This window comes from Mucilaginibacter conchicola (assembly GCF_003432115.1).
Taxonomy (GTDB): Bacteria; Bacteroidota; Bacteroidia; order Sphingobacteriales; family Sphingobacteriaceae; genus Mucilaginibacter; species Mucilaginibacter conchicola.
In genome coordinates, this window is record NZ_QWDC01000002.1 from 436,995 (window position 1) to 457,886 (window position 20,892).

Sequence of the window (20,892 nt, forward strand, 5' to 3'; positions counted from 1 at the left end):
CACAAACAAGCCATTACTTTAAATCTTTTAATAGATGGGCCTCTCCTAACGGAGGGGCTTTTTTATTTTGCGGAAATCCGCAATAAAATATACCGCCGGTACGGTATATAGCCTGCCACATAGCTTTCGGAATTTTAGGGGATAATTAAACCCATTTCACAAATGAAAGCGCACTTACAAAAACTAAGTAAAATACTGGCCATGCTCCTGCTCATCGCAGCGGGATTTAGTGCCTGCAAGAAAGACAAAGTTCCCACTCCGGAACCAAAGCCCACCGAAACAAAACCAACCACTGTAGCAAGCGGAACTATCGACGGCAAAACCTTCAATGTTAAAGATAACGCCATCAGTTCTACGGTGTATAGCACATCGGGCGACAATGTTAAAGCGATGGAAACTTCGGCAACCATTGGCAATGATGGCAGCAAACTAACCTTCTTTCTTAATGATCTGAAGAACGGCACTGCATCATTATCAAAAAAGAGCGGCACTTCGCTTAACCCGGGCACACGCACTATCAAGATAAACGAGACCAGCAACACCTCACAAACTTATGTGCAGTATTATAACGGCGGCAATGCTTACTATGCCTTCTCAGGTACTATCGAGATAACCGTTACCGATACCTATGTAAAAGCCAAATGGAATATTTCATTCAAGGACGCTACCGGCCGCGAGTTTACATCGGCAGGCGAGTTCACCATCACTTTTGCTACCGTCATAGCCAAAGCAAAATCAGAAATAAAAGATCCTACCCCGGTTGCCGATAAACCGACGGTAGAAAACATTAGCCCTACCAAAGGTCGCGCAGGCGATGAAATAGCCATAACAGGTGTTAATTACAGTACCACTGCTGCTGACAACGTGGTAATGTTCAATGGCAAAGTAGCTGAGGTTGTATCAGCCACTGCTACAAAACTGACAGTTAAAGCACCGCAAGGCGGCAGCACCGGCACTATCAGCGTTAAAGTAAAAAACAGCGAAACGGTTACCGGCCCTACATTTACCTACCTGCAGGCAGCAACGTTTACTTCATTTGCACCGGCATCAGCCAAAGCCGGCGAAACAGTTACCATTACAGGTACAAACTTTAGTACGGTAGTCGCCGAGAACGTGGTTAAATTTGCGGGCGCACAAAACACCACCGTTGCCGCAACCGTAACCGAGGCAACCGCGACTCAATTGAAAGTTACCGTACCACAGACTGCTGCAACCGGTAAGATCATCGTAAACGTGCTTAACGGCGGCAACTTAACAAGTGCCACAGATTTCACGCTGACAACAACTACCACAACCGGTGATTGGGAAGATATGAAGTTCAATACATCTATCCAGGAAGTGAACCTTTCGGCCAACCTGGGTAACAGCTTTATGTTCATGGGCGGCAGCTTCCCCGATTACCTTTATTACACTGCCGACGGCACAAGCTACACTAATGTATACGCTAACATCCCTAAAGACCCTAATGGTCACCTTGAAATACACCTGATAAAATCTGACGGGGTTAATTACTACCTTACCACCAACCAGGGTATTTTCCGTACCAAGGATGGTGTTACCTGGAAAAAGCTGTTGCCTTCTCCTAACCTGCCTAACCTTAATGTGAACGCCCTTATTGCCTCACGTGGTGGTAACCTTGCGTTCATTAGTGGTGGCTTCCTGTACAGATCGGCAGACTACGGCGACACCTGGACCAACAAATATGTGGTTAACGGCAACAACCTGGATTACCTTACCAGTGATTCGTTCGGCAAATACTGGTATGCGGTGGATATAAGTCAAAACTATCTATCGGCTGCAGGCCCACGCAAGATGTACCGCTCTACAGACCAGGGCGAGACCTGGACAGCAGGCGACGCTACTACCGGCATATACTATTTCGGTAGCGGCAATCAGGATTTTATCACAGCATCCGGCTACACTATTTTCTGCCTTTACAGTACATCAACCACCCAGGCATCAATTGTTGACCAGCGCCTGTACAAAACAAGCACTCAGGGTAACACCTGGACAAAAGTTAGCGACGATAATGTTTACTACGTGAAAGCCTTTGGTGACTATGTGGTGTATGGCGATGGCCGTTTCAATGTATCCGCTGATAATGGCGCAACGTTTAAAGATTACTCATTACCTGATAGCTACCGTGTAGGTGGTGTGGAACGCGTGAACGGATATTTCTACGTGTTTGCCTTTAAGAATAATGGCCAACATCGCATCTTTAGAAGAAAAATTTAGACCGTAAATAAAAACAAAACAGTCTGGATTTGTAAGTGTAGTTTCTGAGCAATAGCTCCTGCGTAAGCGGGAGCTTTGCTTTTATAAGCGATAGGCTATGCAAATTCCACATCATTGCCGTCGGCTTCAGCCGACGGATAACGGGCAATGCACATCCGGCCTTAGCCGAAATATAGTTTAATAACTTAAACTAAAGCCAAAAGGAAATACTTTACACCGTTGACTGAAGTCAACGGCAATGAATTAAAGTAGGATGCAGTAATCATCCCAATATCTCCAGCAACTCGTTCAGTTCATCAACTTTTTCTGACGAGCCCAGATGCTCATAAGCGCTGATGAGGTTGCGGATAACGCGTTTGATGATATCGGTATTTGAGCAGGGCTCATAAAATTGTTTATCGTACTGCAAGTTCAGCTGTTTCAGGAACATATCCACATCGCGGCGGCCAAACACCATACCTTTATTAAATGCATTGATGTAAAAAAGTATGCCGCCTTCAAATTCCGTCTCGCGGCTTTCATCAAGGTAAGCCAGTATAAAATGCTGCGGCAGGTTTACACCATATACCGGTATATCCAGTTTTTGCGCAATAATAGAATAGATGATAGCCAGCGAGATTTGGTTACCTTTTTTAGTTTCCAGTACCTGGCTGATAAAACTATTCTGCGGATCGCGGTGATTGGTGGTATTACCGCTGAAACCATGGATGCTGTACAGGATATGGTTTATGAGTTTGATCTGCTCAACAGGACTGCCCTCGTTGCTCATCTGTATCCAGATATCGCGCTTAATGGCTTCTATCTGGTTGATCACTTTTTGTTCATCGAGGTCGGGATATTGATAGCGGTTAATGATGAGGATACCCTGCAAAAGATCGAACGCACCACCATGGAACCATAGCTCAAGGTCTTTCTTTAATGACGCAAATTGTATCTCGTGCACCAGGTTGGCAATGCGCTCCTGCTGTATGGGATCAAATGCCTCTCCGAAGGCTGTTTCCAAATATTCTATAGCTTCGGCGCCGTACGAAAACAATTTTTCATGAACATGATTGTATATCTCAGCGTCGGGATCATCGAGCAGGCGGATAAGCGATTTTACTTCGGTAGGATCGATCATATATCTATACTAAAATAATAAACCTTTTAATACTTTTACAGCTATGTTCAATATAACGTTTGCGAGAGATTTTCTGTTGCACCGCTTCACGTCAAAAAACCGTCATGGTTTACATTCACCGTTTGTTTACAAGCTGGTGGATGAGGTTATTTACGATAAAACAGAAAAACCCGCATATACTACTGTTGAGCAGGAACGCGACAAACTGCTTGTTGATGACAGCTACATCACCGTTACCGACCTGGGTGCCGGCTCGCATGTTAACAACAATAAGCAGAAAAAGGTTAGCGATATTACCCTTAATGCACTCAAACCACCTAAGCTGGCTAAACTGCTTTACCGCCTTGCGGCTTTCGCCAAACCGAATAACATTATTGAGCTGGGTACCTGCCTGGGTATCACTACACTATACCTGCGCGAGGCAGCTCCCGAAGCACGCCTGTACACGCTTGAGGGCTGCCCCGAAACAGCAGGCGTTGCAAAAAGCGTTTTCAGCAAAGCGGGTGTAACAGGTATTAATGTGATCACCGGTAATTTTGACGACACCCTGCCGGGCGTATTGGATGGCGAAGAAAAACTCGATCTGGTTTATATTGACGGCAACCACCAGTACGATGCTACCATCCGCTATTTTGACTGGTGCCTGCCCAAAGTGCATGAAGGCAGCATGCTCATCTTCGACGATATTTACTGGAGCGATGGCATGAAGAAAGCCTGGGCCGAGATCAAAAATCACCCGCAGGTTACCGCAACTGTTGATCTGTTTTGGATTGGATTGGTATTCTTTAAACCTGGCCAGGCGAAGGAACACTTTAAGATCAGGTTCTAACCTGCCTTGTAGCACATCAGCACTACACCGCTGTTGAACTTTTTGGAAGATGCCAATTTGATATGAGGCTGCTTTGTAAAGTCCCCAAAAAACGACCTGCCTTTTTGTATAGCTACGGGGTGCATCCACAGGCGATACTCGTCTATCAGGTTTAGTTTGGCTAACGATGATACCAGTTTGCCACTGCCGTAGATCAGCAGGTCTTTCCCGTTGCTTGTTTTTAAACTTTCTATTTCTTTAGCAATGTTTCTATTGGCCAGGCGACAATTACCCCAGCCTGCCGCACGGGTAAGCGTGCGGGAGAATATCACTTTCTCGTGCCGTAGCATCAGGTCGTTAAAATCAGCATCCGGGCGGGGCGGGTTTATGCTTTCGGCAATGCTGCGCCAGTAGGGCGCCATGGTTTCGTATGTTTTGCGGCCAAGCAGCAAAGTATCAGCTTCAGCAAGTTGTAAAGTGAAGGCGCGGGCAATCTCATCATCCCAAAAATCGGTATGCCAGCTAAGGCCACCATCACTGGCTGCCATAAAGCCGTTAAGCGTTAAATTCATGGATACAACAAGGCGCCGCATGGTATTTATTATTTAGCAGGGCTATATCTCAACACAGATACACCACATTCAAACTGCTTGGCTTCTTCCAATTTCAGCGTAAGCCTGTCCTCAAGCGCATTAAATATCGGCATGCCTTTACCAATGGCGGCAGGGTTAACAAATAGGTGATACTCGTCAATGAGGTTATGTTTGATAAGCGCCGATACAAAGCCTGCCCCACCGTAAACGATGATATCTTTACCTTCATCGGCTTTCAGGTTGTTCACTTCTTCCACAATATCGCCGGCTGCCAGTTCGGTAAACTCCCATGGGTTTTCGGTAAGGGTTTTGGTGAATACGTATTTTGGCGTTTCAACCATGGTACGTGCAAAGTCGCCCATTTGCGAATCAGCGAGGCGCTCCTTCCAAACGGGGATAAAGCCCTGCGCCAGTTTACGGCCCATAACAATGGTATCTATTGATGCGGTAAGGTCGCCAACATAACTTTTCAGTTGCTCGTCCCAGTTCCAGGTAAGCCAGTCCATTTCGCCGTTAGGCCCGGCCACAAAACCGTCAACACTTATTTGCATCTGCAATTTCAGCTTTTTCATTTTTTTAGTTTGATCATACAAAGTTATTATAGCGCACCAAAAGCCAGCAGGTGCAAAAAGGACTTTTTAGGGGTTGTTTACGACTTACTCTTGTTTTGCCGTAATACTCCCCTTATCTTGCATAGATAAACCGGCACCCACCACCATGAAACACATCTCCATACTCATCACCAACGAAGCGGTTTTGGCCAGCATAGCCGACCCGCGCATTATGTTCACCGGCGTAAACGACTTTTTAGAAGCTGCAGGTAAACCGCCTTTGTTTAACGTGCAGTTGGTAGGTACTCAACGGGAAGTGAAGTTGCATGGCGGTTTATTTTCGGTACATACCGATGCCTTGCTGAGCGAAGTGAAGAAAACTGATCTTATTATTATCCCTGCCATCTCCGGCGATATCAAGACCACTTTAAAACGCAACGAAGTATTTCTCCCCTGGATAATTGAGCAACACCAAAACGGTGCCGAAGCTGCCAGCCTTTGCATTGGTGCGTTTATGTTAGCGGCAACCGGTTTACTGGATGGTAAGGAATGCAGCAGCCACTGGCGCACGGCAAACGAATTCAGGGAGATGTTCCCGAAGGTTACCCTGGTGGACGACCGCATTGTTACTGAACAGAAAGGGCTTTACAGCAGTGGTGGCGCCACGTCCTACTGGAATTTGCTTTTATACCTGGTAGAGAAATATGCCGGAAGAGATATGTCGATAATGGCGGCTAAGGTTTTTGCTTTGGAGATCGATCGCAAGAGCCAATCACCGTTCATCATGTTTAACGGGCAAAAAACCCACGAGGATGAGCCAATAAAAAAAGCCCAGGAGTTTATAGAAGCCAACATTGCCGAGCGGATCTCGGTGGAAGACCTGGCCATGAAATACGCCATCGGAAAACGCCACTTTGAGCGCCGGTTTAAGAAGGCAACCAATAACAGTCCGCTGGAATATATACAGCGTGTTAAAATAGAAGCCGCCAAAAAGCACCTCGAAAGCAGCCGCAAAAATGTTAACGAAGTAATGTACGATGTGGGTTACTCAGATACCAAGGCCTTCCGTACTGTGTTTAAGAAGATCACCGGGCTATCGCCTGTAGAGTACAGGAATAAGTATAATAAGGCGGGTTAACTTTGAGCTTTGATTAACTTGATTCAAAATCATGTCATTGCGAGGAGCATAGCGACGTGGCAATCTCATAGGCAGGTTCAACATGCTTGTCCTCTGAGATTGCCACGCTATCGCTCGCAATGACATAGCTTTTAACAAAAGAAGGCAACGCATAACGTTGCCTTCTTTTGTTGTATGTTAAGCATTTTATTTCTTGCTAAACTTCACCTGGAAAAGCTTATCCCACTTTTTACCGGTAACAAATATGCGTTTAGTGGCCTTATCATAAGCAATACCGTTAAGCACATCTGCGTTCATATTACGCTGGCTTTTAGGGTACAGGCTGCTCATATCGGCACGCTGTAAAACCGCTCCTGTTTTGGGGTCTATTACCAGTATGTAATCGCTGCCATAAACATTAGCGTAGATCAATCCATCAATATATTCAAGTTCATTTATTGCGTTAACAGCACCTTTCTCATCGTAAACATCAACATAACCGGTTTGCTGGTAGTTGTCCTTGTTCAGGAACCAGATGCGGTTGGTGCTATCGTCCATGTATATCTTGTTGCCATCATAGGTCATGCCCCAGCCTTCAACACCAACGTTATTATTAAAGGTATTTAACAGCTTCAGCGTTTTCTTATCATATACATAACCAATCTTTTCGGTATAAGTGAGCTGAACAATTTTATCTCCGATAACAACAATTCCCTCGGCAAATATTTTAGGATCAACATCAACTTTTTGTATCACCTTTCCGGTAGCAAGATCTGCTTTCCTAAGGCTCGATGGCCCCATCTCCTCGGCCTGGCGACCGCCATCGCTTTCATACATTACACCGTCCTGATATAAAAGCCCTTCTGTGTACGATGCAGTATCATGCGGGAAAACTTTCTCTACCGTAAACTTCAACTCTTCGGGTGCCTTTGCAGGTAGCAATACAATGTTGGTAGTTACATCCTGCGCGGTACCAGCCTGGTAAACTTTGGCAGTAATGGTGCGTGCACCCAATGCAAGGGTATCAGTTTTCAGGGTAACGCCTGTCTGGTCTTTCTTTGATCCGATACGCGTACTGTCCACCAGGTAAACTACAGAATCTGCTTTGGCATCCTTTGGGAAGTTTACCTTAATATCCACCTGCTGGCCAGCTTTGTAAGTGGCACCCGCATCGGGGCTTATGGTAAAATCCTGTTGGGTATCGGTATTGTTGCTGTTGCAACCACAGCCGTAGGCAAGCATAGAGGCCGCAACGGCAAAGAGGACTAATTTCTTGTTCATTTTTTTAGGTAGCAGAAGGCCAAAAGGCATCTTCAATATGTTTTATGGTATGCGTATTATTACGATGAAAAAGCACAGATATTATATCAAACCGTACTTCGCCGTTATGGTTCATTAAATAAATATATTCGTCGGCGGCATCTGCCAACAGTCGTTGCTTGCGGGTATCCACAAAATCCTCGGGCATGCCAAAGCCGGTACCGCTGCGCGCTTTTACCTCGGTAAATATAATCACCTTGTTTTTATAAGCAATGATATCTATTTCGGCTTTGCCAAAAATCCAGTTCTCGTCCAGTATCTCGTAACCGGCAGCTTCTAAAAAGGCTTTGGCAAGCGCTTCGCCTTGTTTACCAAGTTCGTTGTGGGTTGCCATCAGCAGCTAACTCCCCACTGCGACATAAATAAAACAAACAAACCAACTGCGCCCAAAACAGCAGATATACTGCCATACAATATGCCCCAGCCCGCATTTGCGAAGTGTTTCAATTCTTTAGAATATAATCTAAGAAAAAGCCCGTAAAAAAGTATCAAAAAGAAAATAACAGCAAAATACTTGTTTGCGTAGGCAGCATAAATGATAAGGAGCTGAATAAAAAATGCTATGACAAAGCTGATGGCTTTCATGATCTATTTAAGTATAACCGAGCCTAAGTAATCCGATATATGCTTCTCTACCTTTTTCATGTGCATGTACTGGTTCAGCAGAATTTCCTGGTCGGCGGCCTCTAAAGTGGTTTGCAGTTGCTTGCGCAGATTCTCTAATATCTTGCCCACCTTCTGTTTTTTGAGGTGGAAGATAGCGCCGAGGATGGTAGCCTTCATGTTAGCCTGCTCATCGGGAACGAAGATCTTGTGCATCTCCAGCCAGTTTTCGCTCAGCATATATTTATTGGCCAGCAGGTCTACGGTAAGGCTTACAATATCCTTATCGCGCGAGTGGATGAAGAACTGTTCATCCGGCAATACACCGTTCTCCACTTCTTGGCGGTAAATCTCCAGGAACTGCTTACACACCGGCTGCTCAAACTCCACATCGCTTAGCTCGGCCACCATAAAAGGGCCTATGTAGGTATTGGCTATGCCATCCCAATCTATCATTTTATTGCCGTATAAAAGCAACAGGCGGATGATCTCTTTCTCCTGCGTGTCTGATTCTTTCTCAACTTTCGGGGCAGCCTCAGTTGCTTCAGGTTGGTCGCCAAACAGGGCAAGATCTTCTGGCGATAACTCGGGGCGGTAATTATTACTTTTCTCGTTCTTCTCGTGATCTTTTTTGGCCTTGGCCTGGCGCATCTTGTTCAGCTCAGACAGCAATGCGCGCTCATCTATCTGTAACTGTGTGCTACATTCTTTGATGAATACCGAGGCCTTGATAGAATCAGGGATCTTAGAGATGCTCTCTACGATCTCGCGGATAACGGTGGCCTTTTTTATTGGGTCGTTACCGGCATCTTTAAGCAGGATATCGGTTTTATAAAGGATAAAATCCTTCTTATTATCGTCGATATGTTTCTTGAAGGCTGCAGTACCAAAGTTCTGCACAAACGAATCCGGGTCGTGCCCATCAGGGAAGAGCACCACCTTTACGTTGAGGCCCTCTTCCAGTATCATATCCAGCCCGCGCAGGGATGCTTTTATACCTGCGGCATCGCCATCATATAATATGGTGATGTTCTTGGTGAGGCGGCCTATCAGCCTTATCTGCTCAACCGTAAGTGATGTACCCGATGATGCCACCACGTTCTCCACACCGGCCTGGTGTACCGATATTACGTCGGCATAACCCTCTACCAGGTAGCAATTATCCTCATCGCGGATGGCGCGCTTGGCAAAGTAAAGGCCGTATAATACGTTTGATTTGTGGTAGATCTCAGACTCGGGCGAGTTAACGTATTTGGGTACGTTCTTATCTTTTTTAAGTGTCCGCCCGCCAAAGGCTATTACCCTGCCGGTAAAACTATGGATAGGGAACATTACGCGGCCGCGGTAACGATCGTACAACGAGCCATTATCTCTTTTTACAGACAAGCCGCTATCTACCAAAAACTCTTCCTGGTAGCCCTGCCTTATCGCTTCGCCTGTAAAAGCTTCCCATTGATCGGGCGAGTAGCCCAGCTCAAACTTCTTGATGGTTTCAGAATTAAAACCACGCTCTTTAAAATAACTGAGGCCTATGCTTTGGCCTTCGTCGGTATCTAAAAGGCTTTCATGGAAAAATTTTGCAGCATAGCCGGACACGATCATTAAGCTCTCGCGGCGGTTATCCTCTTCTCGGTTCTCTTTGCTTTCAACCGTTTCCTCAATCTCAATGCTGTACTTTTTGGCCAGCCATTTCAATGCTTCGGGGTAGGTGAATTTCTCCAGCTCCATCAAAAAAGTGATGGCACTGCCGCCTTTGCCCGATGAGAAATCTTTAAAGATACCCTTAGCCGGCGATACCGTGAACGATGGTGTTTTCTCGTTTACAAACGGAGAGAGGCCTATGAAATTGGCACCACGTTTTTTTAACTGCACAAACTCGCCTATCACCTCCACAATATCTGTGGCTTCCATTATACGGTCGACGGTTGTTTTGGTGATCATGCAGTAATAACAAAAATTGCGGGGCTACAAAAGTAGCGTTTATGCCCCTGATGCCGTATCTAAATTAAGAAAAAATAAACGGGGGGCATGTCATCTGCTTTGTTTCCTGTGATAAAAAATATCCGCCTCACTGTATCACTCTCATTTTTTTAAACGTAAAGTATAAGCACACGATTAATAACACAAATATGAAAAAGATCACATTTACCATTTTAGCATTGGCTACTGTATTATTTTCTTCTTGTTTTAAGGACAATAATAACAATACCGGTTTCTACTACGACCCTTATTTTGTAGCAGAAAGAAACGGTTTAGCTGTTTACGCTTATCCTGGCTCGGCCAAAGTTGGCGCCGATTCAATCCAGGTATCAGGCAGGGGCAATGATGCTGCTGTACGCATGAATTTTAAATACACCGGTAAAGGCACTTACGCACTGGTAGGCAACCAGGCTAAATACTACCAACTGGTAGGAAATGATACCGTTAGCCGCTATAATATTGGCGTTGCCAATGGTAGTGCCGTTGAGGTTACCGCTATTGACTCTATCAACAAAGTAATTGGTGGTAAATTCACGCTTAAATTTAAACGCACGTTCCCGGCTACTTCAAGCACTTACCCGGATAGCGTTAAATTCCTTAAAGGCCAGTTTGTTATTGCGTTACCGCGATAAATATCTGCCCGCGCAAACTTCTGCAACCTAAACCGCACTGCTTTAAAAAGCCTCGTTCAATATCTCATTTAAGGTGAGTGTTTGAGCGGGGCTTTTTTAGCAAATAATTGTATTTTTACCGCTCGAATAATTATTTTTTATGAGCCAACGTACAAAAATTAAAGCGCTGCTTGAGAGCGGCAAAACCGACATTGATGTAACCGTAAAAGGATGGGTACGTACCTTCCGCAACAATCAGTTCATAGCTTTAAATGATGGTTCAACTAATAATACCCTGCAGGTTATTGTTGATTTTGAGAACACTGATCCTACCCTGCTTAAACGCATCACTACAGGTGCGGCTATCAGCGCCACCGGTAAACTGGTTGCATCGGTAGGTAAAGGCCAGTCGGTTGAGGTTAAAGCTACTACTATTGAGATATTAGGAGATAGCGACCCTGAGAAATACCCGCTGCAACCCAAAAAACACAGCCTCGAGTTTTTACGTGAGATAGCACACCTGCGTTTCCGTACCAATACATTTGGCGCTGTGTTCCGTGTGCGCAACACGCTGGCATTTGCCGTTCACCAGTTTTTTCAGGAGCGCGGGTTTATTTACCTGCACACGCCTATCATTACCGCATCTGATGCCGAAGGTGCAGGCGAAACCTTTCACGTTACTAACTTTGATATTGCCAACCCGCCAAAAACCGAGTCGGGCGAGATAGATTACAAACAAGATTTCTTTGGCCGTTCTACCAACTTAACCGTGTCCGGCCAGTTAGAAGGCGAGCTGGGCGCTATGGGCATGAGTGATATCTACACCTTTGGCCCTACCTTCCGTGCCGAGAACTCAAACACCACCCGCCACCTGGCCGAGTTTTGGATGATTGAGCCGGAGATGGCTTTCTATGATGCTAAAGACAACGCCGACCTTGCCGAGGCATTACTGAAATATGTAATTACTTACGCGCTTGATAAGAACAAGGATGATATTGAGTTTTTGACCCAGCGTTTGTTAGAAGAAGAAAAGCAAAAACCGCAGAACGAGCGTTCAGAAATGACGCTGATAGAGAAACTGCAGTTTTGTTTGGCTAACGATTTTGAGCGTTTAACCTATACCGAGGCTATCGATATCCTGAAGGACTCGACCCCGAACAAGAAAAAGAAATTCCAGTACCTGGTTGAAGGCTGGGGCACCGACCTGCAATCTGAACATGAGCGTTACCTGGTGGAGAAACATTTCAAAAAACCGGTTATCCTTACTGATTATCCTAAAGAGATCAAATCATTCTATATGCGCCAGAACGACGACGGCAAAACCGTTGCGGCTATGGATATCCTTTTCCCGGGCATCGGCGAAATTGTAGGCGGCTCGCAACGCGAGGAACGTTTAGATAGATTAGAACAGCGTATGGACGAGATAGGCATCCCTAAAGATGAGCTTTGGTGGTACCTGGATACCCGCCGTTTTGGTGGCTGTCCGCATGCAGGTTTCGGTTTGGGCTTTGAGCGTTTGGTATTGTTTGTTACCGGCATGGGCAACATCCGCGACGTGATACCTTTCCCTCGTTTCCCTAAGAACGCTGAGTTTTAGACCGCTGATTTAAATGATTTTTATGATAACGCTGATTAACTTTCGTATGTATTACAAAGCTGATCAGCGTTTTTTATTCCCCCCTCAGGGGGGTAGGGGTCTATAATGCCTACCATCACCTTTACCACCATAATCAACGCCTCTTTAGAACGCTGCTTTGATATCTCCAGAGATATTGATATCCATGTAGCGTCAACAGCACAAACAGGAGAACGCGCCATCGCAGGCCGCACCAGCGGGCTGATAGGGCCTGGCGAAAGTGTTACCTGGCGGGCCAGGCATTTTGGTCTGTGGCAAAACCTTACCTCTAAGGTTACAGAATTTGACAGGCCAAACTATTTTATTGACGAAATGGTTGAGGGCGCTTTCAAAAGCTTCTGCCATGAGCACAGGTTTGATGCCGATGGCGAAGGCGGGACTATCGTGACGGATATATTCAGCTATCAATCGCCACTTGGGTTGTTGGGCAGGTTTGCTGATTGGTTGTTCCTGAAACGATATATGACCCGGCTTTTAGAGCAACGGAACAGGGTTATAAAAGCAGAGGCGGAGAAACTTCAATAACGCGTGGGATCCTGAAATAAATTCAGGATGACGACATTTATCAAACTAATCTCCCTTAAACGTATTAACCGGCTTCGGTTTATTTAGATAAGCTCTTAAAAACAACAGCATTACGCCTATCAACACAATAAGGATAATGTAACTGATGGCAAAGGTTTCCTGGTTATGGATATTAAGCGCACTGGCCAGCAGGTAACTAAAAAACGAAGTGACAATATAGCCGCCGCCACTGGTGATACCGCCGGAGATACCTGCGCTCTCGGGAAAGCGGGTAAGGCAATAGGTAAAGTAAATATTATACATAAAGCCCATCAGGAAGTGCAGGGCCACCACAAAAAACATGATGGGGAATATACTATTGAACAACCCTGCCGTAAAAAACATCGCAAAAGCAAAAGCGCCCTGTATAAAATTGGCCACGGTAAGCTTTGTCATAAAATCGCGGGCTATCATGTACTTGCTCAGCATGCCGCCCAACAGCAGGGCAATGCCCGAGCTTAGCGCCGCGTAACCTGTTACAACCGGTGAGTAATGAAATACATTCTCGATCAGAAAAGGTGCCGACATACCAAAGATGATAGCCATTGAATAGCTTAAGCCCAGCACCACAATACCATAAGCAAAATCGGTAGTGCCGATCATCTTTTTATAAGTATTAACTACCGAGCCTAAATGGAAAGGTTTGGTTTTGGCCAAAGTTTCGCCGCTGTAACGGAGTTCCAGCAATAACATCACAAAGGCATATATCGCCAGGAAATAGAAGTTGGCTCTCCAGGCAAAAACATGCTGCAGATACCCGCCCAAAAAAGGCGCTATCACCGGCGCTGCCGACCATACCACTGATAACAGGCTGGTATAATGTTTTTGCTTATCGCCTTCAAATACATCGATAAACAATGAGCGCTTAGAGACCATGATGATAGAGATCAAAAAGCCCTGCAAGGCACGCATCACAAATATAACCTCAACGCTTTTGGTGAGTACGATAACAATATTGGTAAGCACAAATGCCGCCAGCGATGCCAAACAAAGCTTATACCGTCCGTAGCTATCAATAATACTACCTACGAACAGCTGCGATACACCATAGCTGATGAGGAAGATAGTCATGGTGAGGCGAACGTTAGATACAGAAGTACCCAGATCCTGTACCATAGCCGGGAACGACGGCACGTACACATCCATTGCAAAACCCGAGATAGGGATAAGGATAAATGCTAATATAGCGCTGATGTTACGGTTACTGTCTGTTACGTATCTCATTAGGCGTCCCCTTGTTTGGCAGAGCGGCAAAATTAGAAACTAATTTGAGTACAAGGGAAGTTTTGGCTTAGAGATGCACCCTTAACCTATTAATATTTCATTGAAGTGATAAACTCAATCACTCAGCATGTGCCTCTCGCTGGCGCACGCGTGCCGCGTGTGCTTAACCTTCGCTGATTAGTAGTTAGAACTTTGCATTTTAAACAAGACACACGCGGCACGCGTGCGCCAGCGAGAGGATTATTTTGCTCCCCCTTCAGGGGGCCGGGGGGCATAATCCTTTTGCACTATCAAAAAGCTTGCTCGCTCCTCTTTATGGAATGGAATATCCCAATTGCCCTGGTAGGTGATCTTGGTAGGTAGCAGTTCGCCACCGTTAAAGCGGTTTAGCTCAATATTCATCTGTACATTAAAATCCACAAACATATTACTGAACTTCATGTCAATATACCGACCCAGTATCTGAAAGGTATTCATATCAAATATGGTGGTCATTTCCTTTATCATGGTGTCATCATCGGCCGTGCTGGGCTTCCTGATCACCTTGAAACGATACACTGGAATGCTATCCATATACGTGCCTCGGGCAAACTCGTAGTTATAATATTGGCGCAGTTCCGGCCCAAAAATTTCCGTTTTACCGCTAATAAACGGAATGCCGGATATGCGCCTGCCCGGCGTAAACACCAGAGCTTTAAGTTTAGCTTTGTAGCCGGCATTCTTGCCTTTACCCACTCCCGAAGAACCTACACCGCTTGTAAAATCAGAATTGTAGGCATTCATGAAAATGTAATCGAACATCTCCACTGTATACAATTCGTACTTGCCGTTCTTTTTCTTAACTGCGCCGGTATCTTGGTTAATTAGATAGGTGGTCTGGCGTTTACCATCCACAATATCGTGCCTTATCTTCCGGTAGATCTTGCCGTTTACTTTGTTTTTTTTATCGTAGGTATAGATGCGGTTCTCGGCAGTAAAGGCATAGCGTTTCATGTTCTGAAACGCCTTGTAGAAACTGGTATCGCTCACCACGGCATCAATAAAATCCTGTACACGTAAACGGTGCGACACAATGTTTACTGCCGAATCTATAACAATCGTACGAATAGTATCAGGATTAAAACGCTGGATCTGCTGCGCTTTTGTGGTAAAAGCGGAGAGGAGAAGGCAGAGGATGATGAGCGCTTTTTTATTGTTCATGGTTCATAGATGTTAGTTCATAGTAGCTACATCAGCTATTAACTATGAACCATCAACTAAACTAATTCCCTAATTGCTTAACAGCAATATAAGCCATCAAACCTACACTTTGCTCAAGCGCGCTTTCTTCCACATCAAAGGTTGGGGTGTGTACCGATGAGGTAATGCCGCGGGCCTCGTTACGGGTACCTAAGCGGTAAAAGCATGAATCGGCTACTTGCGAGTAGTAGGCAAAATCTTCGGCAGCCATCCATATATCCAGATCAAGCACGTTCTCTTTCCCCAGGAAATCTTCGGCAAAACCGCGTACCTGCGCCGTTAGTTTTTCTTCATTGATAAGGAACGGGTAGCCTTTCATGATATTAAAGTCACAGCTACCGCCCATGCTTTCGGCAATACCTTCGGCCATTTTCTTCATTTTAACATGGGCTTCGGCACGCCATTGCTCATCCATGGTACGGAAGGTACCTTCCAGGTAAACCTCGTTAGGAATAACGTTGGTTGCTCCATTGGCAATCACTTTACCAAACGACAATACCGACGGGCTTTTAGGATCAGCGAAGCGGCTGATAACCTGTTGCAGGGCGGTTAATATGTGCGCGGTAATAATTACCGGGTCAATATTCTGTTGTGGTTGTGCGCCGTGGCCGCCTTTACCTTTTACAGTAACATACAACTCATCGGTGCTGGCCATATATTTTCCGGCGCGGAAACCTACCTTACCTGCATCAATCAAAGGCATTACATGCTGGCCGATCACAGCCGATGGTTTAGGATTTTCCAATACGCCTTCCTTGATCATCAGGCTGGCACCACCGGGTAGTTTTTCTTCTGCCGGTTGAAAAATGAATTTCACCGTGCCACCAAATTCGCTTTTTATCTCGGTAAGGATTTTTGCTACGCCCAGTAGTGACGAGGTATGCACATCATGGCCGCAGGCGTGCATCACACCTTCGTTTTTTGATTTGTAAGGCACATCGTTTGCTTCCAGGATAGGCAGGGCATCCATATCGCCACGCAGGGCAACTATCTGGTCGCCGGGTTTATCGCCTTTTATCAAGGCAACCAAGCCGGTATCGGCCATTTTTTGGTATTCGATACCCAACTCATCCAGTTTGCGGGCAACAAAGGCAGAGGTTTCCTGCTCATGAAAAGACAGCTCCGGGTTGGCATGTAAGTGCCTGCGGTTAGCAACAACATCGTTAAATATCTCTTTGGCTAATTGCTGTATCTTTTCTTTAATCATTACTGATAGCTGTTTTGGGTGGATTGATCTTTTCCGAAATAATAAATAGCGCCGGGAAAACGGCAGATAACTGCTGTTTCATCCGTTCGGCCTCGATACGAGTGCGGAAATCACCTGCACGTATCTTAAAGTTTGGTTCGCGGTAAGTAACATAGGTGCGCAACTCCGGAAACTCCTGGTTACACTTAGCTTGTGCGTTAAAGGCTGCTTTACGGTTGGTACCGCTGTAGATCTGCACGCGGTAACCAAATGATGATGAGTAAGCCGGCGAGCCGCCTGTTTTACCGCTGTTCAATGTAGCGCGTTTTGCCAGCAGGGTATCAAACAATGGTGGTGCAACAACCTGCACTTTTCCCCTTGTTTGCCCAAAGCTGCGGGCCGATGCTGATAGCAGTAAAAGCAAAAAGCAATATCTGATACCTGCCGGGATAGCTTTCTGATCAAATATTGCTTTTTTCATAGTGTTATTATTCCTTTAACCGTCATTGCGAGGAACGAAGCAATCTCTACATAGGCAGGTTTGCCCTGTATAGTTCGGAGATTGCTTCGTTCCTCGCAATGACGCGTGGTTTTTATTTTTAAGCCCTCTCCGCCAGCTCGCCGAGAGGGTTTGGGTGAGGCTCTTAATTCTGCCCTACGCCGTGGCAGTTTTTGAATTTTTTGCCGCTTCCGCATGGGCAAGGATCGTTCCTGCCTATTTTTTGCTCAACCTTTACAGGGCTTGGCTTTTGTATCTCCTGTGGAAGGTCTTCAACCGGGATGCCGTTCTGGTCAACCAGCTCAGGTTTTGAAGTGCGCATCTGGCGCATATCTGTTTTTGGTGCCGGTGCTGCTTCGCGTACCTGCTCAGGTGCCTGCTGTACGGCAATACCACCTCTGAACAGGAAGCTCATCAGCTCTTTATTTACGCTGGCCAGCATCTGGCGGAACAGTTCAAACGCTTCAAACTTGTAAACCAATAACGGGTCCTTCTGTTCGTAAACGGCGTTTTGTACCGATTGTTTCAACTCATCCATTTCACGAAGGTGCTCTTTCCAGGCATCATCTATCAATGAAAGAGTTACGTTTTTCTCGAAAGATTTGAAAACTTCCAGGCCGTGGTTATCAACCGCTTTTTTCAACGGAACGGCAACCTGCATACCATGCACGCCATCAGTAAACGGAACAACAATGTTCTCTACATACTGGCCGCGGCTTTCGTAAACATCTTTTATTACAGGGTAAGCCTGCTGCGCAACGGCTTCAGCTTTGCGCTTGTAAAACTCGCTCACTTGCGCAAAAGTACTGTCTACCAGTTTTGGTAATGCAGTGCCAGAGAATTCTTCGGCAGTTATCTCGGTATCAACAGAGAAGATGCGGATGATCTCCAACTGGAAACCTTCGTAGTTGTTACTCTCTTTGTACTCGGTTACAATATCCTCAATAACATCAAAAATGGTGTTGCTGATATCTACATCCAAGCGATCGCCAAACAGGGCGTTTTTACGTTTTGCGTAGATAACGGTACGTTGTGAGTTCATCACATCATCATACTCCAACAAACGTTTACGGATACCGAAGTTGTTTTCTTCTACTTTCTTCTGTGCACGCTCAATTGATTTTGAGATCATTGAGTGCTGGATCACTTCGCCCTCTTCGATACCCATACGTACCATAAGGTTTGAGATACGCTCTGAACCGAATAAACGCATCAGGTTATCCTCAAGAGATACGAAGAATTGTGATGAACCGGTATCACCCTGGCGACCAGAACGACCACGTAACTGCCTGTCAACACGACGAGACTCGTGGCGCTCGGTACCTATGATGGCTAAACCACCGGCAGCTTTAACACCTTCGCCCAGTTTAATATCCGTACCACGACCAGCCATGTTGGTAGCGATGGTTACGGTGCCTGCTTTACCTGCTTCGGCAACAATGTCTGCCTCTTTCTGGTGAAGTTTAGCGTTCAGTACATTATGTTTAATGCCGCGCAGTTTAAGCATACGGCTCAATAATTCTGAGATCTCTACCGAGGTAGTACCCACCAGTACAGGACGACCAGCTTTGGTCAGTTCTTCGATCTCTGCAGCTACCGCGTTGTATTTTTCACGTACGGTACGGTAAACCAGGTCTTGTTTGTCTTCGCGCGAAGTTGGGGTATTGGTTGGAATTTCAACCACATCCAGTTTGTATATCTGCCATAACTCGCCAGCTTCAGTAACCGCAGTACCTGTCATACCACAAAGTTTGTGGTACATCCTGAAGTAGTTTTGCAGCGTGATGGTAGCAAAAGTTTGGGTAGCATCCTCAACCTTAACATTCTCTTTAGCCTCAATAGCCTGGTGTAAACCATCAGAGTAACGGCGGCCATCCAATACACGACCTGTTTGCTCATCAACTATCTTAACTTTACCTTCATCAAGGATGTATTCGGTATCTTTTTCAAATAAAGTGTAAGCTTTTAACAACTGGTTAACCGAGTGGATACGCTCTGATTTAATTGAGAAATCGCGCATCAGGTCATCTTTCCTTGCCAGTTTCTCTTCGGCAGGAAGGTCTGATTTTTCGATCTTAGCGATCTCGGTACCTACATCGGGCATCACAAAGAAGTTAGGATCTTCGCCCGATGCAGTGATCAGCTCGATACCTTTTTCAGAAAGTTCTACAGAGTTGCTTTTTTCATCGATGATGAAGAACAATTCTGAGTCAACCTTAGGCATTTCTTTGCCCTGGTCTTGCATGTAATAGTTCTCTGTTTTTTGAAGTACGGTACGGTTAGCGCCCTCGCTCAGGAATTTGATCAATGCCTTGTTTTTAGGCAATGCACGGTGAGCACGTATCAAAGCCAAACCGCCATCATCAACACCTGTCTTGCCATCGTTGATCGCTTTTTTAGCTTCGTTCAATACGGTATTTACATAAGCTTTTTGCGCGTTAACCAAACGCTCAATACGTGGTTTCAACTCATAAAACTCGTGCTCATCGCCACGCGGGATAGGGCCTGAGATGATCAAAGGTGTACGGGCATCATCCACTAACACGGAGTCAACCTCATCCACCATGGCAAAATGCAGCTTGCGCTGTACCAGCTCTTCAGGGCTACGTGTCATATTGTCACGCAGGTAATCAAAACCAAACTCGTTGTTGGTACCAAAGGTAATATCAGCTAAATAAGCCTGGCGGCGCTCTTCAGAGTTTGGCTCGTGCTTATCAATACAATCAACAGATAAGCCGTGGAACTCGTACAACGGGCCCATCCACTCGCTATCGCGGCGTGCAAGGTAATCGTTCACGGTTACAATGTGTACACCCTGGCCAGCCAATGCGTTAAGGTACGCAGGCAGCGTAGCTACCAATGTTTTACCTTCACCTGTTGCCATCTCGGCAATTTTACCCTGGTGTAGTACAATACCACCTATTAGCTGCACATCATAATGTACCATGTTCCAGGTAACCTCGTTGCCGGCAGCAAGCCAGGTGTTATGGTGAATGGCTTTATCGCCTTTTATAATAACGTTGTTTTTGCGGGCAGCCAGCACACGGTCAAACTCAGAGGCAGTAACCTCAATGGTTGGGTTGCCGCTGAAACGGCGTGCCGTTTCTTTAACCACTGCAAAAGCTTCAGGAAGGATGTTCATCAGAATTTCTTCCAGCTCTTTATTGCGGTCTTTTTCTAATTTATCCAGTTGGGTAAACAAGTCTACTTTCTCGTTTACATCCATATCAGGGTTCTCGGTACGGTCTTTAATAGCTTTTATCTCGCTGTCAATACCTGAGAGGCCTGTGGCAATAGTTTCTTTAAATTCTATGGTTTTAGCCCGAAGCTCATCGTTGCTCAGCTGATCAAGTTTGGCATAAGCAGCCTTTACTTTTTCAACTATAGGCGTTATCCCTTTAACATCACGCTCTGATTTGCTTCCAAAAAGCTTACTGAAAAAATCTAACATATTAATTTATATATGATGCACCCAACTCAACAATTAAGCCAATGCAATAATAAAGTCATTTTGACAGGCAAAGGTACGTTTTTGAGGCGAAATATCTGATGTGCGGATGTGCAAATATGCAGATGTGCAGATTAATTAGCATGCGTTTGATATGC

General features: G+C 45.5%; 17 protein-coding genes. 6 read left to right on the forward strand and 11 right to left on the reverse strand.

Features of this window, described 5'->3' with window-relative positions:
* Positions 1-162 precede the first annotated feature (162 nt).
* Positions 163-2,235, forward strand: coding sequence for an IPT/TIG domain-containing protein (locus D0C36_RS11625; RefSeq protein ID WP_117391800.1), 2,073 nt, complete (start codon positions 163-165; stop codon positions 2,233-2,235).
* 262 nt (positions 2,236-2,497) lie between these two features.
* Here D0C36_RS11625 and D0C36_RS11630 read toward each other — a convergent pair whose 3' ends face one another.
* Entirely contained in the window at positions 2,498-3,355 is an 858-nt protein-coding gene (locus D0C36_RS11630; RefSeq protein WP_117391801.1) for a transglutaminase-like domain-containing protein, read from the reverse strand.
* 43 nt (positions 3,356-3,398) lie between these two features.
* Here D0C36_RS11630 and D0C36_RS11635 point away from each other — a divergent pair, with 43 nt between their 5' ends.
* Positions 3,399-4,184, forward strand: a complete 786-nt coding sequence (locus D0C36_RS11635; protein ID WP_117391802.1) for an O-methyltransferase — start codon at positions 3,399-3,401, stop codon at positions 4,182-4,184.
* Here the strand turns inward: D0C36_RS11635 and D0C36_RS11640 are convergent.
* The gene (locus D0C36_RS11640; protein WP_158557106.1) at positions 4,181-4,735 is read right to left on the reverse strand and encodes a dihydrofolate reductase family protein; all 555 of its coding nucleotides are present in this window, start codon (positions 4,733-4,735) and stop codon (positions 4,181-4,183) included. The two genes, D0C36_RS11635 and D0C36_RS11640, sit on opposite strands and share 4 nt — an antisense overlap.
* A 29-nt stretch (positions 4,736-4,764) precedes the next feature.
* Complete coding sequence (locus D0C36_RS11645) at positions 4,765-5,328, reverse strand: dihydrofolate reductase family protein (protein ID WP_117391804.1); 564 nt, start codon at positions 5,326-5,328, stop codon at positions 4,765-4,767.
* Between the two features lie 145 nt (positions 5,329-5,473).
* Between D0C36_RS11645 and D0C36_RS11650 the strand changes: the two genes are divergently transcribed.
* Positions 5,474-6,445 carry a GlxA family transcriptional regulator gene (locus D0C36_RS11650; protein ID WP_117391805.1) on the forward strand — a complete coding sequence of 324 codons (972 nt, stop codon included), beginning with the start codon at positions 5,474-5,476 and terminating at the stop codon, positions 6,443-6,445.
* 186 nt (positions 6,446-6,631) lie between these two features.
* On the opposite strand, the gene D0C36_RS11655 is transcribed toward D0C36_RS11650, so the two are convergent.
* From D0C36_RS11655 to dnaG, 3 genes are all read right to left on the reverse strand, one after another.
* Positions 6,632-7,705: a glutaminyl-peptide cyclotransferase gene (locus D0C36_RS11655; RefSeq protein ID WP_233524471.1), complete on the reverse strand. Its 1,074-nt coding sequence runs from the start codon at positions 7,703-7,705 to the stop codon at positions 6,632-6,634.
* A gap of 4 nt (positions 7,706-7,709) precedes the next feature.
* On the reverse strand, positions 7,710-8,078 hold the full coding sequence (locus tag D0C36_RS11660) for a YraN family protein (RefSeq protein WP_117391807.1): 369 nt from the start codon (positions 8,076-8,078) through the stop codon (positions 7,710-7,712).
* A 254-nt stretch (positions 8,079-8,332) separates the two neighbouring features.
* The gene (gene dnaG / locus D0C36_RS11670; protein WP_117391809.1) at positions 8,333-10,288 is read right to left on the reverse strand and encodes a DNA primase; all 1,956 of its coding nucleotides are present in this window, start codon (positions 10,286-10,288) and stop codon (positions 8,333-8,335) included.
* Positions 10,289-10,476: 188 nt separating this feature from the next.
* Here dnaG and D0C36_RS11675 point away from each other — a divergent pair, with 188 nt between their 5' ends.
* The 3 genes from D0C36_RS11675 to D0C36_RS11685 all read left to right on the forward strand — a co-directional run bounded on the left by D0C36_RS11675 (position 10,477) and on the right by D0C36_RS11685 (position 13,099).
* Positions 10,477-10,959 (forward strand): DUF6252 family protein, encoded by a 483-nt coding sequence (locus tag D0C36_RS11675; protein ID WP_117391810.1) that lies wholly within the window; start codon positions 10,477-10,479, stop codon positions 10,957-10,959.
* A gap of 139 nt (positions 10,960-11,098) precedes the next feature.
* Positions 11,099-12,535 carry an asparagine--tRNA ligase gene (gene asnS, locus D0C36_RS11680; RefSeq protein ID WP_117391811.1) on the forward strand — a complete coding sequence of 479 codons (1,437 nt, stop codon included), beginning with the start codon at positions 11,099-11,101 and terminating at the stop codon, positions 12,533-12,535.
* Positions 12,536-12,640: 105 nt separating this feature from the next.
* A complete protein-coding gene (locus D0C36_RS11685; RefSeq protein WP_117391812.1) occupies positions 12,641-13,099 on the forward strand; it encodes an SRPBCC family protein in 459 nt (152 codons plus the stop codon).
* Between the two features lie 45 nt (positions 13,100-13,144).
* On the opposite strand, the gene D0C36_RS11690 is transcribed toward D0C36_RS11685, so the two are convergent.
* The 5 genes from D0C36_RS11690 to secA all read right to left on the reverse strand — a co-directional run bounded on the left by D0C36_RS11690 (position 13,145) and on the right by secA (position 20,737).
* Positions 13,145-14,362 carry an MFS transporter gene (locus D0C36_RS11690; RefSeq protein ID WP_117391813.1) on the reverse strand — a complete coding sequence of 406 codons (1,218 nt, stop codon included), beginning with the start codon at positions 14,360-14,362 and terminating at the stop codon, positions 13,145-13,147.
* A gap of 240 nt (positions 14,363-14,602) precedes the next feature.
* Positions 14,603-15,562 carry a hypothetical protein gene (locus D0C36_RS11695; protein ID WP_117391814.1) on the reverse strand — a complete coding sequence of 320 codons (960 nt, stop codon included), beginning with the start codon at positions 15,560-15,562 and terminating at the stop codon, positions 14,603-14,605.
* A gap of 61 nt (positions 15,563-15,623) precedes the next feature.
* The gene (locus D0C36_RS11700) at positions 15,624-16,808 is read right to left on the reverse strand and encodes a M20 metallopeptidase family protein (protein ID WP_117391815.1); all 1,185 of its coding nucleotides are present in this window, start codon (positions 16,806-16,808) and stop codon (positions 15,624-15,626) included.
* On the reverse strand, positions 16,801-17,268 hold the full coding sequence (locus D0C36_RS11705) for an SPOR domain-containing protein (protein ID WP_117391816.1): 468 nt from the start codon (positions 17,266-17,268) through the stop codon (positions 16,801-16,803). Before D0C36_RS11705 ends, D0C36_RS11700 begins: the two co-directional genes overlap by 8 nt.
* Positions 17,269-17,431: 163 nt before the next feature.
* On the reverse strand, positions 17,432-20,737 hold the full coding sequence (gene secA, locus D0C36_RS11710; RefSeq protein ID WP_117391817.1) for a preprotein translocase subunit SecA: 3,306 nt from the start codon (positions 20,735-20,737) through the stop codon (positions 17,432-17,434).
* Positions 20,738-20,892: the final 155 nt, after the last annotated feature.

What these genes read in the sequence shown, in the direction of transcription:
- D0C36_RS11625 (WP_117391800.1), top strand. Translation starts at nt 163, where the DNA reads ATGAAAGCGCACTTACAAAAACTAAGTAAAATACTGGCCATGCTCCTG.
- D0C36_RS11630 (WP_117391801.1), bottom strand. Translation starts at nt 3,355, where the DNA reads ATGATCGATCCTACCGAAGTAAAATCGCTTATCCGCCTGCTCGATGAT.
- D0C36_RS11635 (WP_117391802.1), top strand. Translation starts at nt 3,399, where the DNA reads ATGTTCAATATAACGTTTGCGAGAGATTTTCTGTTGCACCGCTTCACG.
- D0C36_RS11640 (WP_158557106.1), bottom strand. Translation starts at nt 4,735, where the DNA reads ATGAATTTAACGCTTAACGGCTTTATGGCAGCCAGTGATGGTGGCCTT.
- D0C36_RS11645 (WP_117391804.1), bottom strand. Translation starts at nt 5,328, where the DNA reads ATGAAAAAGCTGAAATTGCAGATGCAAATAAGTGTTGACGGTTTTGTG.
- D0C36_RS11650 (WP_117391805.1), top strand. Translation starts at nt 5,474, where the DNA reads ATGAAACACATCTCCATACTCATCACCAACGAAGCGGTTTTGGCCAGC.
- D0C36_RS11655 (WP_233524471.1), bottom strand. Translation starts at nt 7,705, where the DNA reads ATGAACAAGAAATTAGTCCTCTTTGCCGTTGCGGCCTCTATGCTTGCC.
- D0C36_RS11660 (WP_117391807.1), bottom strand. Translation starts at nt 8,078, where the DNA reads ATGGCAACCCACAACGAACTTGGTAAACAAGGCGAAGCGCTTGCCAAA.
- dnaG (WP_117391809.1), bottom strand. Translation starts at nt 10,288, where the DNA reads ATGATCACCAAAACAACCGTCGACCGTATAATGGAAGCCACAGATATT.
- D0C36_RS11675 (WP_117391810.1), top strand. Translation starts at nt 10,477, where the DNA reads ATGAAAAAGATCACATTTACCATTTTAGCATTGGCTACTGTATTATTT.
- asnS (WP_117391811.1), top strand. Translation starts at nt 11,099, where the DNA reads ATGAGCCAACGTACAAAAATTAAAGCGCTGCTTGAGAGCGGCAAAACC.
- D0C36_RS11685 (WP_117391812.1), top strand. Translation starts at nt 12,641, where the DNA reads ATGCCTACCATCACCTTTACCACCATAATCAACGCCTCTTTAGAACGC.
- D0C36_RS11690 (WP_117391813.1), bottom strand. Translation starts at nt 14,362, where the DNA reads ATGAGATACGTAACAGACAGTAACCGTAACATCAGCGCTATATTAGCA.
- D0C36_RS11695 (WP_117391814.1), bottom strand. Translation starts at nt 15,562, where the DNA reads ATGAACAATAAAAAAGCGCTCATCATCCTCTGCCTTCTCCTCTCCGCT.
- D0C36_RS11700 (WP_117391815.1), bottom strand. Translation starts at nt 16,808, where the DNA reads ATGATTAAAGAAAAGATACAGCAATTAGCCAAAGAGATATTTAACGAT.
- D0C36_RS11705 (WP_117391816.1), bottom strand. Translation starts at nt 17,268, where the DNA reads ATGAAAAAAGCAATATTTGATCAGAAAGCTATCCCGGCAGGTATCAGA.
- secA (WP_117391817.1), bottom strand. Translation starts at nt 20,737, where the DNA reads ATGTTAGATTTTTTCAGTAAGCTTTTTGGAAGCAAATCAGAGCGTGAT.